A 16,062-nucleotide genomic window follows, 5' to 3' on the forward strand; every position below is an offset into this window, starting at 1 on the left:
CAATCAATTATCCTGCGCTTAGAATGAATATTTAGAGGGGCAGCCAATGCCAAAGATGAGTGTAAACACGTTGGCGAAATTGCTGGTGTGCTTTTTAATTCCGCTCGGTGTTTTGATGATGCCGATCGATGCTATTCCTATTGACGATCTCACTTTAATTCAGCATCGCCTGTTAGCTATTTTTCTTCTTGCTGCCCTACTTTGGGTTCTCGAGCCGGTTCCCGTTTTTGCTACGTCCATTCTTATTATCGCTCTTGAACTGATCATGATATCGGATAAAGGTTTGCATCTATTTCGCAATCCACCAGCGGGGCATGATTTAGGAGAGTTAATTGCTTACACCGATATTTTCTCGGCCTTCTCTTCACCGATCATTATTCTTTTTATGGGTGGTTTTGCTCTTGCGATTGCGGCTTCCAAATACGAGCTCGACAACAACCTCGCCCGAGTTCTATTAAAACCATTCGGCACCCAACCTAAGTTCATCATGCTGGGCTTGATGTTAATTACCGCCGTTTTTTCAATGTTTATGTCCAATACTGCCACGACCGTGATGATGCTAGCCCTGCTTGGCCCCATCGTCGCTTCAGCACCTAAAGGGGATTTAGGCATTAAAGCACTGGTGTTGTGTATTCCAATTGCAGCGAATACAGGCGGCATTGCGACTCCGATAGGCACGCCACCTAATGCGATAGCGCTTCAATATCTCACTGGAGAAAACGCGATAGACTTCCTATCGTGGATGACAATGGGTCTACCCTTTGTGTTGGTACAACTCACTGTAGCTTGGTTCTTGTTGCAAAAGCTGTTTCCGTCTAGCGAACCAGAAATGAAACTAAAGCTAGATGGTACATTCAAAAAGAGCTGGCGTGCGATCGTCGTCTACATCACTTTTGCACTAACCATTTTGCTTTGGATGACAACGAAAGTGCATGGCATGAATACATATGTTGTCGCGATTATCCCACTAGCAGTGTTCACGTTAACGGGCATTATGGGAAAAGAAGAGCTCAAGCTGATTAACTGGGATGTTTTATGGCTGGTTGCCGGTGGTATAGCAATTGGTATTGCCTTAGACAAAACGGGCTTAGCCGAAGCATTAGCGCACGCCATTGATTACAGCCTGCTATCACCATTTGCCGTTGTTTTAGCCCTATCAGTAGTGTGTTGGTTAATGGCGAACTTTATGTCTAATACCGCAACGGCAAACTTATTGATGCCTATTGCTGCCGCTATTGGTACATCCATGCCAAGCCTTATTGCGGTTGGTGGCCTACAAGGTTTACTGGTTGTCGTCGCCTTCTCCGCATCACTTGGCATGATCTTACCGGTTTCCACACCACCAAACTCTTTGGCTTATTCAACAGGCCTCATCGAGAGCAAAGACATGGCGAAAGTGGGGCTGATTCTTGGTTTGATTGGTCTACTCATCGTGTATGGCGCAGTTTTGGTACTGTTTTAATCGAAGAGCTCCATGAAAAAGCGTGTTGTCATGGAGCTGCTCTCCAGCTACTGCCCTTACAGAGCGGCTTTTACATCCCATAAATTTCGTGCATATTAAGACTCCTCTACTCTACAAGGACGTCGACACATCATGGGTTACGAATGGCTTGCTTTATGCGCCGCTTTTCTGTGGGCAGTTTCTAGCCTAATTTCGGTCATTCCTGCACAACACCTAGGCGCATTTTCTTACAGCCGCTGGCGTATGGGCTGCACAGCCGTGATCTTATCAACAATGGCCTGGATAACTGGCGGCTGGTTAACGGTTTCTTGGGAACACGTAACGCCAATGATGGCCTCAGGACTGATTGGTATTTTTATTGGCGATACCGCTCTATTCGCGTGTTTGAATCGTATGGGGCCAAGACAAGCCGGGTTACTCTTCTCTTGCCACGCCGTGTTCTCTGCCATCTTGGGCTACTTCTTATTTAGCGAAGTCATGACCACAATAGAACTACTGGGCGCATCATTGGTATTTAGCGGCGTGGTGATGGCGATATTCTTTGGCCGAAGAGGTCAAGTGAATAACGTCTTGGAAGACATTAAAGGTAACATCTGGGTGGGTATTGGACTTGGCTTAACCGCAGCAATGTGCCAAGCATTGGGCGGCATCATCGCCAAGCCAGTAATGCAAACCAGTATTGACCCAGTTGCGGCTTCTGCTATTCGAATGATCAGTGCCTTTTTCGCCCACAGCATGTTGTTAATTCTAGGAGTCAAAGTCGCTCGCTCGACGCAACACATTACTTGGCGCATATTTGGTATTACTGCCCTTAATGGTTTCTTGGCGATGGCCGTCGGCATGACGCTAATCTTATACGCACTGCAAGAAGGAAATGTAGGTATGGTTGCACTTCTATCTTCAACCACGCCAATTATGTTGCTACCACTGCTCTGGATTTACACTAAACGCCGACCAAACCGATTTGCATGGTTGGGCGCAGCCCTAGCTGTGATTGGTGCGGGCATTTTGGTTCAGTAACCTTACAGACCAGCCCTTATTGCCAGATACAAAAAAGCCCGAGTTTAAACTCGGGCTTTTGTCATTCGGAGCCGTTAGTTAATTATTTATTTAACTAATACTTCACCCGTCATTTCTGCTGGGATTTCTAGACCAGCTAGAGAAAGCATGGTTGGTGCAAGGTCAGACAGTTTACCGCCTTCTTTGAATTCAACCGCTTTGTCACCTACATAGATTAGAGGCACTGGTAGGTTAGTGTGAGCAGTGTGGATGCCGCCAGTTTCAGGGTCGATCATCATTTCTGCGTTACCGTGGTCCGCAGTGATCAATAGTTGACCGCCAACTTCTTTGATTGCTTCAACCACTTTACCCACGCTTTCATCTAGAGCTTCGATTGCTTTCTCAGCCGCTTCATAAACGCCAGTGTGACCAACCATATCTGCGTTCGGGTAGTTACAGATGATGGTATCGAACTTACCTGATTTGATAGCCGCAACCATCTTCTCTGTTAGTTCTGGAGAGCTCATTTCAGGCTGCATGTCGTACGTTGCAACTTTTGGAGAAGCAACCAACTGACGCTCTTCGCCTTCGAATTCGTTCTCAACACCACCGTTGAAGAAGAAAGTCACGTGTGCGTATTTCTCTGTTTCAGAGATACGTAGCTGAGTTTGACCTTGTTTAGATAGCCACTCACCGTAAGTGTTTTCTAGAGACGCAGGTGGGAATGCGATAGCTAGAGGGATATCAGCCGCGTATTGAGTCAGCATCACAAAGTTGATTGCTGGGAATACTGCACGCTCAAAGCCGTCAAACGCAGGAACGAATGCACGAGTGATTTGACGTGCACGGTCAGCACGGTAGTTCATGAAGATAACCGCATCACCATCTTGCATGATTGCGTCTTCTTGACCTTCCGCTTTGATAGTTGTTGCTTTAACGAATTCGTCGTTTTCTTCACGAGCGTAAGCCGCTTCTAGACCTGCAACTGCCGTTTCTGCTGTGAACTCAGCTTTAGCTTGAGTTAGAAGATCGTAAGCAACTTGGACGCGATCCCAGTTGTTGTCACGGTCCATTGCGTAGTAACGACCTACTAGAGAAGCAACGCGGCCTTTACCTAGTTTCGCAAATAGGTCTTGGAAACGTTGTAGTGAGTTTTCAGCACTACGTGGTGGTGTGTCACGGCCGTCTAGGAAGCAGTGTAGGTAGATTTTCTCTGCGCCACGCGCCGCTGCCATTTCAACTGCAGCGTAAATGTGGTCTTCGTGAGAGTGAACACCGCCTGGAGACATCAGGCCCATGATGTGTACTGCTTTTTCAGCTTTCACTGCAGAGTCGATAGCTTCAACTAGCGCAGGCGTTTCTTCGAACTCACCATCCGCAATTGATTTAGTGATACGAGTCAGGTCTTGGTATACAACGCGGCCTGCACCAATGTTAGTGTGACCAACTTCAGAGTTACCCATTTGACCATCAGGAAGGCCAACATCCATGCCTGAAGCAGAGATTAATGTGTGTGGGTTATTCGCAATCAGAGCATCCATTACTGGTGTTTTCGCATTCGCAATTGCGTTACTTGCTGTGTCTTCACGGTAACCGTAACCGTCAAGGATAACTAGAGCCAGTGGCTTCTTAGCTGACATAGTGATGACCTCATCAAATTTAAGTAACTTTTGGCGTAGGGCCTCGCTGCCCTATCTAACCTTGAAACAAAACTAGCGTAATTTTACTACACTTTTTAACCAAAACTGTAGGTTAAGATCAAATAATGTTTGCGATTTATTGTTGCTATCTTACAAGTTAAGCGAACAACGAGTCAGTGCCGACAATCGTGTTCCACAAGCATAGTCATTTCTAATACGCTTTGTACACCCCAGTCTAAGTTCGGTTTTCTTACGCTTCTCATTCTTATTTTTGCACTTGAAACAGCGCTAATTTAAAGCAACATCAAACAAGATGGGTTAATACCTATTGTTCTCTTTTCTCAGTAAAACAGAAGTCACTTAAACCGATAAGTCCAATAGGCAAAAGCAATCAAGCTACCAGAGCGAAATGTACGGATAGTAAGGGCATAACGGGTTTATAGAGATCTCAATTATTCGTTAGAAAATTTTAACCCTCTCGCCTAAGAGCCGTAACCTCGCTATACTCCTGCTTTATTTTTCCGCCAACAGCGTAAGAGCTCAAGACATGCAAGAGTACATTGAATTTTTCCAACAAAACATGATTCTATCTTTGGTTTGGGTAGGTCTTCTTGTCGCCTTTATCATGAACATCGTGAAATCAGCGACAGCCGCATACAAAGAAATCAACGTAAACCAACTGACTCATCTTATGAACCGTGAAAACGGCGTTGTAGTGGATATCCGTACCAAAGACGAGTTCAAAAAAGGTCATATCACCGACTCACTTCACATTTTACCGTCAGACATCAAAGCGGGTAACTTGGGTAGCCTTGAAAACCACAAATCAGACCCAATCATTGTTGTATGTAAGACAGGACAGACCGCTCAAGAAAGCGCAAACCTACTAGTAAAAGCTGGCTTCGAAAACGTGAGCCTACTAAAAAATGGTTTGATTGCGTGGAACGAAGCGAACCTGCCGTTAGTTCGCGGTAAGAAGTAGGAACGTGGCAAGAACGAAAGTTCGCGTTTAAACGCGCTTTTACCAAGCCTCGCGGACAAAGAACTGAGCAAATTGAAAGCAGTTGGAGCACTAAGTTGTGACGCTTTGCACGTAATACACGCTTCATCTAGTCAAGGTAGATTGGCTCAGTTAGTCTCAGGACATACCAGTTTTCTGAGCTTAGACGTTTCTAGGCTCAACAAATATTGATTTAAGGATTAAAAAATGGCTGAAGCAGCACCTCAAGACGCACAACAAAACTTCGCAATTCAACGCATCTTCCTAAAAGACGTTTCTTTTGAAGCGCCGAACTCTCCAGTAATTTTCCAGAAAGAGTGGAACCCAGACGTTAAACTAGACCTAGACACTCAAAGCCGTGAGCTTGGTGAAGGCGTTTACGAAGTTGTTCTGCGCCTAACCGTTACTGTGAAGAACGAAGAAGAGACTGCGTTCCTATGTGAAGTTCAACAAGGTGGTATCTTCACTGCTGAACAAATGGAAGCTGGTCAACTTGCACATTGCCTAGGCGCATTCTGCCCGAACATCCTATTCCCATACGCTCGTGAAACTATCTCAAGCCTAGTCGTTAAAGGTACGTTCCCTCAACTGAACCTAGCGCCAGTAAACTTTGACGCGCTATTCATGAACTACCTACAACAGCAAGCTCAACAAGGCGAAGCTGAAGCGTAATTCACGTTTTATAAGTGACGAATAGCCACAGTGCTGACGTCACCGACTCAAATAAAATGCACAGAGCGTCTACCATTCGATGCAATGTGCATTTTTTATTTCTGACAAAAGTTCCTAGTTCCTAATCGCCAGAAGGCGTAAAATTTGACGATTAGGAACTAGATTCTACTAGTAGCAAGACAATTAGGCGGTAGCATGACACAAGCAAATACAAACAATGCTTACGGTAAAGACATCGCAATGACTGTGATTGGCGCAGGCTCATACGGCACCTCTTTGGCAATCTCACTCGCTCGTAACGGCGCGAACGTTGTCCTTTGGGGACACGAGCCAGAGCACATGGCTCGCCTAGAAGCAGACCGAGCTAACCATGCCTTCTTACCAGGTGTTGATTTCCCTGAAAGCTTGATCATTGAATCGGATTTAGAAAAAGCCGTTCAAGCAAGCCGAGATTTGTTGGTTGTGGTTCCAAGCCATGTCTTTGGCATCGTGCTAAACAGCTGTAAACCATTCTTGCGCGAAGACTCTCGCATCTGTTGGGCAACCAAAGGGCTTGAACCTGAAACGGGGCGCCTACTGAAAGACGTTGCTTATGACATTATCGGTGAAAACTACTCACTAGCAGTATTGTCTGGCCCAACGTTTGCGAAAGAGCTCGCAATGGGTATGCCGACTGCAATTTCAGTTGCGTCTCCAGATTCTGAATTTGTTGCGGATCTACAAGAAAAAATCCACTGTAGCAAAACCTTCCGCGTATATGCCAATAGTGACTTTATTGGTATGCAATTGGGCGGCGCTGTGAAAAACGTTATTGCGATTGGTGCGGGTATGTCTGATGGTATCGGTTTTGGCGCCAACGCCCGTACTGCATTAATTACTCGTGGCTTGGCTGAAATGAGTCGCCTTGGTGCTGCGCTGGGTGCAAAGCCAGAAACCTTTATGGGCATGGCGGGTTTAGGCGATCTTGTCCTGACATGTACCGATAACCAATCACGTAACCGACGCTTTGGCTTGGCATTAGGCCAAGGTAAAGACGTTGATACGGCTCAAGAAGAAATTGGCCAAGTGGTTGAGGGTTACCGCAATACAAAAGAAGTATGGCTACTTTCTCAACGTATGGGTGTTGAGATGCCGATAGTTGATCAAATTTATCAAGTATTGTATCAAGGAAAAGATGCGCGCTTAGCAGCGCAAGATTTACTTGCTCGTGACAAAAAAGCCGAAGGAAAGTAGCAATCTACCGCCCTTTGCAGCTCATCTGAGAAAAATTGAAGTTGTCGGGTCACGGAAGAACCACTCTGGATATTGAGAATGAAACACTGCGAAAAACAAAAAGTCTGGAACAAAATTGTCTCAGAAGCCCGTGAAATGTCAGAACAAGAGCCTATGCTGGCGAGCTTCTATCATGCCACCATTATCAAGCATGAAAGTTTGTGTGCCGCTCTGAGTTATATTCTGGCTAACAAATTGAACACCGCTTCCATGCCAGCGATGGCTGTGCGTGAAGTGGTTGAAGAAGCCTTTGCGGCTGATCCAACCATCACTGACGGCGCGGCTTGTGATATTTGTGCCACGGTCAATCGCGACCCTGCTGTTTCAATGTACTCAATGCCATTGCTGTACCTAAAAGGCTATCACGCACTGCAAGGCTACCGAGTAGCAAACTGGCTGTGGAAGCAAGGTCGTCACGCTCTTGCGACTTACCTACAAAATCAGATTTCGGTAGCATGTCAGGTCGATATCCACCCTGCAGCGCGCATTGGTAGTGGCATCATGCTCGACCATGCAACAGGCATCGTGATTGGTGAAACTGCCGTGGTCGAAAACGACGTGTCTATACTGCAAGATGTCACCCTTGGTGGTACTGGTAAAGAATGCGGTGATCGTCACCCGAAAATTCGCGAGGGTGTGATGATCGGAGCTGGTGCAAAGATTCTTGGCAATATCGAAGTCGGTGAAGGCGCGAAAATCGGATCTTGCTCTGTGGTATTGCAAGCCGTGCCTCCTCACACAACGGTGGCTGGCGTGCCTGCAAAAATCGTCGGACGTCCAAAAACGGACAAACCCTCTCTCGATATGGATCAAGGCTTTAACGGCAAGTCGCAAAGCTTTATCCATGGAGATGGTATTTAATCGTCAACAAACCTTTTTGACAACAACGTGGTAGGTAACTCTCAAGTGCGAAAACAAAATCACCCTGTTCTACGCTCGGCTATTTTATTAACTTGTGCTTTATCTGCCACTTATCCCATTACCTCCTCTGCTGTGAGTCAGCAAGAGCTCAAAGGCGTATCCAGTGAGATAAGCCGTCAGCGCAAATCGCTCTCTTCCCAAGAAAAGCAGCTCAATGAGTTACAGAAATCACTAAAAGATCAAGAGCTTGGTATTTCTAAGCTTGAGCGTGAAATACGACAAACCAAGTCTAACCTCGCACAAGCAGACAAAAACATAGAAAACCTGGAAGAGAAAATTGCCTTGCAAGAAGCACAGCGTCAAGAGCAAGAAGAAGAACTCAAACAGCTGCTGCAAACGTATTACGTAACCGAGCGAGCGAAGGCCAATGGTCACTTGTTAAATCAAGGTGTGGAAGAAGACCGCATGAGCCAATACTTCCAGCATTTAGCTAAAGCACGTGCTGAAGTGATTGATGCGATCACCAAAATAACCCAAGAATTAGCGCACAACAAAAACCAGCTCGAGCTAGAAAAAGAGCAAATCGAGACTCTGCTCAAGCAGCAATCCGAAAAACGTACAGCGCTAGCGAGTACACAATCCAAGCGTAAGCAAACCCTGAATAAAATTCAGAGCAGTATCAAGAATGACAAACGCTACTTAGCCGAGCTGCAACGCAACGAAACCCGTTTAAAAGCAGAGATCGCCAAAGCAGCGAAGCGTAATGCGGTGCCAATGGACGGACTCGGCAAACAGCGCGGTAAGTTGCCTTGGCCACTCAAAGGCAGTGTGTTACACAACTTTGGTACGCGACAAACTGGGCAGGTAAACTGGAAGGGTATGGTGTTGTCTGCCAACTATGGTCAACAAGTGAAAGCCGTTTATCCTGGTACTGTCGTATTTGCTGAGTATCTGCGCGGATACGGTTTAGTGGTACTGCTCGACCACGGAAAAGGTGACATGACCCTCTATGGTTACAACCAAGCGTTAACTAAAAAAGAAGGCGATCGAGTCACCGCCGGCGAAGTGATTGCTCTCGCGGGTGATACGGGTGGTCAAGACAGGCCATCGCTGTACTTTGAAATTCGTCGTAATAGTGAAGCGCAGAATCCGAAATCTTGGTTAAAACGCTGATTATCTGACTCATCGACTTATAATAAAAAAGGAGCCACTCGGCTCCTTTTTTTTGCATTCATATTTTGGAAAATGCTATGCGTAGTAGGTTTCTACCGCATCAATAAAAGCATGCACATCATCTTTGCTTAACGCGTTGATTCCTGCCGCCGCCTCTCGGCCCCCACCTGTCGGGAACTGACCACACACGGCCACGGCACCTTGTTTATTGTTTAACGGGGCACGAAGTGAAACCGTATAAGTCCCATCTGCATTTTCAGTAAGTACCGCATGCGCAGAGTCAGGGTTTTGGTTTGCCAGCCAGTTGCCATAAACACCACTGATTCGGCGTGATGCCGCCGTGTTTGGTAACTCAAACAACTTTAGCTTACCGCCCTCATGCATGGCAGGCACTGCGAGAGCCGCCTCCATGTCTTGTTGGTAAGCCGATTGCAATTGGTAGTATGGCGAGGCCGTATCTTCAATAGCTTCAAATGGTGACATGTACTTCAGCAAAGCTCGGTACAGCTCCGCAGGATGAAAGTGTAAATCTTCGACTTTCGAGCCGTAGCCGTTGTAGTTAATTAAAGTACCCAGCTCTTTTAGCTGCTCTTTCTGTTGCTGCGACAAGCCCGCGTTATTCGCTAACTCATTGGCTTTAGCAATCATGTTATCGCCATAAGCCGCCGTAATCGCCCAGTCATGAAAACGCCCATCAAGCAACTTATCGACAATCAACGCCGTGCACATGTTGGCATCGAGATCGATGTGCGCATCCAAATTACCATGCTGAGGAATGTCACCAGCTTTGTGATGGTCGGCGTAAAAGACGTGCGCGCCTTGAGCCAAAGCTTGCTCTAGACCTGCCATGTTCTTTTCCATCGAAATGTCTAACACAGTCAGCTCATCACCCGCTTGCACGTCTACTTTTTCCACCAGTTTGATGTCGCGCTTTACACCGGTTATTAACTGGGCATCGACAGGATCAGCCAAACGTAATTGCAGAAGAGCAATGATGCCATCAGCATCACCATTAAAAATGTCGTAATTCATGGGGCGATAGTTCCTTTATCGAGAATCTTATCCCTGCAAGGGTTTTTAGCGTATGGGACTATTGTGCGTGGCATATTTGACAAGTCAACTCGAGCCACGACTCGAAAAAGAGAGTGACTCTCGAAATATTAAGCAGTTTGACGTTTAACTGTGTAGATTGCTAACCGCATCTTCTAATAACAGTAGCTGCTCTAAGCCCTGCTCAGTTGCTAATGGCTTAACGACATTAAGCATCTGCAACATCCCTTGCTTCACCATTTGTTCGGTAATGTTGGTTTTTGAAGCCATCGCGGATTGATACGCCAACCAACTACACGCAATCAAGTGCAATGTACATACCAATGACTTCAACTGTTGTTGATCGACATTCAACAGCTTCATCGTTACGAACTCTTGCATAATAGCAATGAGGTTCGCTTGCAGCTTCTCTTGCACATCGATGTACTGTTCGTGTAGCTGTTCATCTCGTGACAAGATTTCTGGTAAGTTTGCGTAGAAAAAGCGGTATTTCCACATCAAGGTAAAAATAGAGTCTAGGTAGCTCTTCAGCATAGTCAGGCTCTCTTGCGAACCTTGAATAGGGGTAAATCTTTCTAAAAGTTCTGCTGAATAAAGCGCAAAGATCTCACGAACGATTTCTTGCTTATTGCGGAAGTGGTAATACAGATTACCAGGGCTAATTTCGATGTGATCGGCAATGTGATTGGTGGTGATGTTGCGCTCACCATGTTGGTTGAACAACTCCAGTGCCGCGTAGACGATTTTGTCGCGCGTTTTCATTGTTATCGTGTTCCCTCTTCATTAACGAATCGAGTATAGCGACTTCACCAACCTAGGTCGATAGAGGCTCCAAATACGGTAACATAACAGACCAGTTAAGATGCCAGTTGAGTTGGCGACAAGGTCTAACCAAGAAGTTTGTCGCCCTACATACCCTTGCAACCACTCAATAACGGCGCTGAATAGCAAAATACTAATCGCCACCGCCCAACGTTGACGCCAACGCCACACACAAAAACAACCTAAAAACGCAAAGCCGCTGTACGCCATAGCGTGCTGCATTTTGTCGAGATACGCGATATTACCCCAGTCTTGCAGTTCACCTGAACTCAGAGATAAAAAAGCGATCAATATGGCGTAGCTAAAGATGACGAAACGTGCAGCCGTCAGGTTCATTGGACGTCCTTATGCAATTGGAAATGGAAAGGCCGTCACTTGATCAATGTGGTCACAGCCCAGCGCCAGCATGATCAAACGATCGATACCCAACGCGACCCCTGCACAATCTGGCAACCCTGCTTCCAGTGCAGAGATCAGATGATAATCGATCGGCTGTGGTTTTAAACCCATTTCGATACGCTTTGCGTTATCTTGTTCAAAGCGCGCTAATTGCTCTTTCGGGTTATCCAGTTCATGAAATCCGTTCGCCAGCTCTATCCCCTTAAAGTACACTTCAAAACGATCCGCGACGCGATGATCTTGAGGATTGATTTTCGCAAGCGCCGCCTGTGATGCTGGGAAGTCGTACACAAAAGCCGGCACGTCCTGACCAATTTTGTTTTCTACTCCCACGCTAAATAGTAGTTGCAGCAGCGTATCGCGATCTTCTTCTGGCTCAGCAATGTCACTCAAACCCAGCTTGCTTGCCGCCGCTTTCAGCTCAGTCATCGAGCCTTCCAGTGGACACACACCCAACACATCAATGAAGGCTTGCTGATACGTCATGCGCTGCGCTGCGCCACACTTCAATACCAGCTGCAACAGGTCATCCATTTCATCCATCAATTTATGATGGTCAAAGCCAACGCGATACCACTCCAACATCGTGAATTCAGGGTTGTGGTAGCGACCATTCTCTTCATTACGAAATGCTTTGTTGATTTGATAAATACAACCGCAACCCGCAGCCAAAAGGCGCTTCATATGGAATTCTGGGCTGGTCATAAAAAACAGCTTACTGCCATCGGCATAGCCTGGGCCAACAAACTCGGTTTGGAAAGTATGCAAATGAATGTCAGTCACGGTTGCGTGACTCATGGCTGGCGTATCGACTTCCATCACCTGTCGGTCAGCGAAGAATTGTCGAATCGACGCGATTAACGTCGCACGTTGACGAAGTTGGTCAATGGAAGCAGTAGGTTGCCAGTTGGTTTGCATAACAAATCTCTCAAACTTTAATTCAGCGAGGAAAGTCTCATTCTACATGCTTTTTACTCTTCAAGAAGAGAGGAATATCCCTTCTTCTTTTTACTAATGAGCTCGCCAATTTGAGGCAAGCATTACTCGTGCCGCAGAACAAAAAACACTCAGTTAAAATCCTATTATCCATGCGGTTAATGTCACGCAACACGGGTTTAACATCCCTAATGTTAATGCTTGAGGGCCAAAACCTCGATGCCGTGATAGCAGTCACATAACCTATAAATTCTATGCCCTTAAGTGCATTACCGAAGCAAAAACCCAATTACATCAATTTTTCTGCCATGTGGCTCATCTACACTAACCCTACTACTTTTGGGGAGTTCTTTTTAAGGAGCGCCTCGTAATGACAATAACAAGCGGATTTCCGCAATCACACACTGGAGGATAACTGTGCAAATTATCACCACAGATATCGCAGTCATCGGCGCAGGCGGCGCTGGTCTTCGTACTGCTATTGCAGCGGCTGAAGCAAACCCAGACTTAGAAGTCGCTCTGATTTCTAAAGTTTATCCAATGCGCTCCCACACGGTCGCTGCAGAGGGTGGCTCAGCAGCAGTTATCAAGGATGAAGATAGCTTAGACAACCACTTCAACGACACTGTTGGCGGTGGTGACTGGCTATGTGAACAGGATGTTGTTGAATACTTTGTAGAGAACGCGACTCGCGAAATGATCCAAATGGAGCAATGGGGTTGCCCATGGAGTCGTAAAGAGAACGGTGAAGTCAACGTACGCCGCTTTGGTGGTATGAAGGTTGAACGTACTTGGTTCGCTGCAGACAAAACTGGCTTCCACATGCTTCATACGCTATTCCAGACATCAATGAAGTACAGCAACATCAAACGTTTTGATGAGTACTTTGTGGTGGATCTGCTTGTTGATGAAGGCGAAGTTCAAGGTCTGATTGCTATTCACATGTCTGAAGGCGAGCTTGTTACTATCAAAGCAAAATCGGTTGTTCTAGCAACAGGTGGCGCGGGCCGTGTTTACCACTGTAACACCAACGGCGGTATCGTAACGGGCGATGGTATGGCAATGGCTTACCGTCACGGCGTTCCTCTACGTGATATGGAATTCGTTCAATACCACCCAACCGGTCTTCCAGGCACAGGTATCCTGATGACGGAAGGTTGTCGTGGTGAAGGCGGTATCATCGTTAACAAGAACGGCTATCGTTACCTACAAGATTACGGCATGGGCCCTGAAACTCCAGTTGGCCAACCGAAGAACAAATACATGGAACTGGGTCCTCGTGACAAAGTTTCTCAAGCTTTCTGGCACGAACAACAGAAAGGCAACACCATCAAACACCCATTGGGTGACGTGGTGCACCTAGACCTTCGCCATCTTGGTGAAGAGTACCTACAAGAACGTCTACCGTTCATCTGTGAGCTAGCAAAAGCTTATGTAAACGTGGACCCTGCCAAAGAGCCAATTCCAATTCGTCCAACCGTTCACTACACCATGGGTGGTATTGAAACGGACGGCGGTTGTGAAACTCGCATTAAAGGCCTATTCGCGGTAGGTGAATGTGCATCTGTTGGCCTTCACGGTGCGAACCGTCTAGGGTCTAACTCACTGGCTGAATTCGTGGTATTTGGCCGCGTAGCGGGTGAAAACGCAGTGAAACGCGCGGCAGAATTCAAAGGCTGGAACGACGCGGCAATTGACGCGCAAGTAAAAGCAGTTGAAGAACGCATCGCGAAACTGATGAACCAAGAAGGCGACGAAAACTGGGCAGAGATCCGCACAGAAATGGGTCACACCATGGAAGCGGGCTGTGGTATCTACCGCCAAGAAGATTTGATGCAAGCGACTATCGACAAAATCACTGAGTTGAAAGAACGCTACAAACGCATCAGCATCAAAGACAAAGGTAAAGTGTTCAACACAGACCTTCTATACGCAATCGAAGTGGGTTACGGCCTAGAAGTCGCAGAAGCGATGGTTCACTCTGCGATTCTACGTAAAGAATCGCGCGGCGCGCACCAGCGTCTAGACGACGGTTGTACAGAACGTGATGACGTGAACTTCCTAAAACACTCACTTGCTTTCTACAAGCCAGAGTCAGCACCAAGTATCGATTACAGCAATGTGACCATCACTAAGTCACAACCAAAAGCTCGTCTATACGGTGAAGCAGCAGAAAAAGCAGCGGCTGAAGAGAAGAACGCAGAGGAGCAAGCATAATGTCAGCAAATCGCATTCAAAAAGTAGACATCCTGCGTTACGACCCAGAAAAAGATGCAGAACCATACAAGCAAACATTCGAAGTCCCATTCGATGAAACCATGTCTGTACTTGACGCACTTGGTTACATCAAAGACCACCTAGACAAAGATCTGTCTTACCGTTGGTCTTGCCGTATGGCGATCTGTGGTTCTTGCGGCATCATGGTGAACAACGTACCGAAACTTGCTTGTAAGAGCTTCCTACGTGACTACCCAGACGGTGTGACTATCGAGCCTCTAGCGAACTTCCCAATCGAGAAAGACTTGATTGTTGATATGACGCCATTCATCGAGCGCCTAGAAGCAATCAAACCATACATCATTGGTAACGATCGTAAACCAGAAGACGGTACGAACTTGCAAACGCCAGAACAGATGGCGAAATACAAGCAGTTCGCTGGCTGTATCAACTGTGGTCTGTGCTATGCCGCATGTCCTCAGTTTGGTCTTAACCCAGAGTTCATCGGTCCTGCTGCACTAACGCTAGCCCACCGCTACAACCTAGACAGCCGTGACAACGGTAAAGATGAGCGCATGAAGCTTATCAACGGTGAAAACGGTGCTTGGGGTTGTACGTTTGTTGGTTACTGTTCTGAAGTTTGTCCGAAGAACGTTGACCCAGCAGCGGCAGTAAACCAAGGCAAAGTGGAGTCTTCTATGGACTTCGTGATTGCTATGTTGAAACCTGATGGTTCACCAAAGAAAGTGGAGGCATAAGGATGAGCAATCGTAAACCTTACGTTCGTGAAGTAAAACGCACTTGGTGGAAGAACCATCCTTTCTACCGCTTCTACATGCTACGTGAAGCGACGGTGCTTCCGTTAATCCTATTCACTCTGTTCCTAACTTTCGGTTTAGGTTGCTTGGTGAAAGGTCCTGAAGCATGGCAAGGTTGGTTAGCGTTCATGGCGAACCCAATCGTAGTCGCAATCAACATCGTTGCACTACTCGGTAGCCTATTCCACGCTCAAACTTTCTTCAGCATGATGCCACAAGTAATGCCAATTCGTTTGAAAGGCAAACCCGTGGACAAGAAGATCATCGTATTGACTCAGTGGGCCGCGGTTGCGTTCATCTCACTGATCGTTCTCATCGTGGTGTAAGGAGCTGAGCAATGAAACCGAATTATAGTGTAAACACATCACCAAAACGTTCTGATGAGCCAATCTGGTGGGGTCTGTTTGGCGCAGGTGGTACTTGGTTCGCGATGATCACGCCAATCACGGTATTGGTGCTGGGCATCTTGGTCCCACTAGGCGTGATTGATGCAGAAGCGATGAGCTACGAGCGTGTCTCTGCATTCGCAACCAGCATCATCGGTGCGCTATTCATCATTGGCACGCTAGCATTGCCAATGTGGCATGCAATGCACCGTGTACACCACGGCATGCACGACCTTAAGTTCCACACTGGTGTGATTGGTAAAATTGCATGCTATGCATTTGCAGGCCTCATCACTGCACTAGCAGTTATCTTTATCTTCATGATTTAAGAGACTGACTGACCCGTCCTGATATG

General features: G+C 46.7%; 16 protein-coding genes. 11 read left to right on the forward strand and 5 right to left on the reverse strand.

The annotated features are described in order from the left end of the window. Positions 1 to 46 precede the first annotated feature (46 nt). On the forward strand, positions 47 to 1,462 hold the full coding sequence (locus IJ23_RS20115) for an SLC13 family permease (RefSeq protein WP_005386418.1): 1,416 nt from the start codon (positions 47 to 49) through the stop codon (positions 1,460 to 1,462). Between the two features lie 132 nt (positions 1,463 to 1,594). Then, positions 1,595 to 2,482 (forward strand): DMT family transporter, encoded by an 888-nt coding sequence (locus IJ23_RS20120; RefSeq protein WP_005386417.1) that lies wholly within the window; start codon positions 1,595 to 1,597, stop codon positions 2,480 to 2,482. An 86-nt stretch (positions 2,483 to 2,568) separates the two neighbouring features. Here IJ23_RS20120 and gpmM read toward each other — a convergent pair whose 3' ends face one another. Continuing rightward, complete coding sequence (gpmM, locus tag IJ23_RS20125; RefSeq protein WP_033907178.1) at positions 2,569 to 4,101, reverse strand: 2,3-bisphosphoglycerate-independent phosphoglycerate mutase; 1,533 nt, start codon at positions 4,099 to 4,101, stop codon at positions 2,569 to 2,571. Positions 4,102 to 4,648: 547 nt separating this feature from the next. Between gpmM and IJ23_RS20130 the strand changes: the two genes are divergently transcribed. The 5 genes from IJ23_RS20130 (at position 4,649) to IJ23_RS20150 (ending at position 9,079) form a co-directional block, all read left to right on the forward strand. Then, entirely contained in the window at positions 4,649 to 5,083 is a 435-nt protein-coding gene (locus IJ23_RS20130; RefSeq protein WP_005386415.1) for a rhodanese-like domain-containing protein, read from the forward strand. Between the two features lie 225 nt (positions 5,084 to 5,308). Next, entirely contained in the window at positions 5,309 to 5,773 is a 465-nt protein-coding gene (secB, locus tag IJ23_RS20135) for a protein-export chaperone SecB (protein WP_005386410.1), read from the forward strand. Positions 5,774 to 5,968: 195 nt separating this feature from the next. Further along, on the forward strand, positions 5,969 to 7,006 hold the full coding sequence (gpsA, locus tag IJ23_RS20140; protein ID WP_033907180.1) for an NAD(P)H-dependent glycerol-3-phosphate dehydrogenase: 1,038 nt from the start codon (positions 5,969 to 5,971) through the stop codon (positions 7,004 to 7,006). Positions 7,007 to 7,084: 78 nt separating this feature from the next. Continuing rightward, on the forward strand, positions 7,085 to 7,906 hold the full coding sequence (gene cysE, locus IJ23_RS20145; protein WP_005381475.1) for a serine O-acetyltransferase: 822 nt from the start codon (positions 7,085 to 7,087) through the stop codon (positions 7,904 to 7,906). Between the two features lie 27 nt (positions 7,907 to 7,933). Next, positions 7,934 to 9,079 (forward strand): murein hydrolase activator EnvC family protein, encoded by a 1,146-nt coding sequence (locus IJ23_RS20150; protein ID WP_005381476.1) that lies wholly within the window; start codon positions 7,934 to 7,936, stop codon positions 9,077 to 9,079. 75 nt (positions 9,080 to 9,154) lie between these two features. Here IJ23_RS20150 and IJ23_RS20155 read toward each other — a convergent pair whose 3' ends face one another. The 4 genes from IJ23_RS20155 to epmA all read right to left on the reverse strand — a co-directional run bounded on the left by IJ23_RS20155 (position 9,155) and on the right by epmA (position 12,268). Beyond that, a complete protein-coding gene (locus tag IJ23_RS20155; RefSeq protein ID WP_033907181.1) occupies positions 9,155 to 10,111 on the reverse strand; it encodes an acetyltransferase in 957 nt (318 codons plus the stop codon). Positions 10,112 to 10,255: 144 nt separating this feature from the next. Continuing rightward, on the reverse strand, positions 10,256 to 10,891 hold the full coding sequence (locus IJ23_RS20160) for a TetR/AcrR family transcriptional regulator (RefSeq protein WP_005381480.1): 636 nt from the start codon (positions 10,889 to 10,891) through the stop codon (positions 10,256 to 10,258). A 21-nt stretch (positions 10,892 to 10,912) separates the two neighbouring features. Beyond that, positions 10,913 to 11,287 carry a VanZ family protein gene (locus tag IJ23_RS20165; RefSeq protein ID WP_017635567.1) on the reverse strand — a complete coding sequence of 125 codons (375 nt, stop codon included), beginning with the start codon at positions 11,285 to 11,287 and terminating at the stop codon, positions 10,913 to 10,915. Positions 11,288 to 11,296: 9 nt separating this feature from the next. Then, complete coding sequence (epmA, locus tag IJ23_RS20170; RefSeq protein WP_033907182.1) at positions 11,297 to 12,268, reverse strand: elongation factor P--(R)-beta-lysine ligase; 972 nt, start codon at positions 12,266 to 12,268, stop codon at positions 11,297 to 11,299. Between the two features lie 435 nt (positions 12,269 to 12,703). Between epmA and frdA the strand changes: the two genes are divergently transcribed. The 4 genes from frdA to frdD are packed head-to-tail and all read left to right on the forward strand — an operon-like array spanning position 12,704 to position 16,036. After that, the gene (gene frdA / locus IJ23_RS20175; RefSeq protein WP_005381487.1) at positions 12,704 to 14,503 is read left to right on the forward strand and encodes a fumarate reductase (quinol) flavoprotein subunit; all 1,800 of its coding nucleotides are present in this window, start codon (positions 12,704 to 12,706) and stop codon (positions 14,501 to 14,503) included. Continuing rightward, positions 14,503 to 15,261, forward strand: coding sequence for a succinate dehydrogenase/fumarate reductase iron-sulfur subunit (locus IJ23_RS20180; RefSeq protein WP_005381489.1), 759 nt, complete (start codon positions 14,503 to 14,505; stop codon positions 15,259 to 15,261). The genes frdA and IJ23_RS20180 overlap by 1 nt, the downstream gene beginning before the upstream one ends. Before the next feature lie 2 nt (positions 15,262 to 15,263). Continuing rightward, a complete protein-coding gene (gene frdC / locus IJ23_RS20185; RefSeq protein ID WP_005381491.1) occupies positions 15,264 to 15,647 on the forward strand; it encodes a fumarate reductase subunit FrdC in 384 nt (127 codons plus the stop codon). An 11-nt stretch (positions 15,648 to 15,658) separates the two neighbouring features. Beyond that, positions 15,659 to 16,036 carry a fumarate reductase subunit FrdD gene (gene frdD / locus IJ23_RS20190; RefSeq protein ID WP_005381493.1) on the forward strand — a complete coding sequence of 126 codons (378 nt, stop codon included), beginning with the start codon at positions 15,659 to 15,661 and terminating at the stop codon, positions 16,034 to 16,036. Positions 16,037 to 16,062 lie beyond the last annotated feature (26 nt).

It is taken from the genome of Vibrio sp. OY15 (genome assembly GCF_000742455.1).
GTDB classification, from domain to species: Bacteria; Pseudomonadota; Gammaproteobacteria; order Enterobacterales; family Vibrionaceae; genus Vibrio; species Vibrio alginolyticus.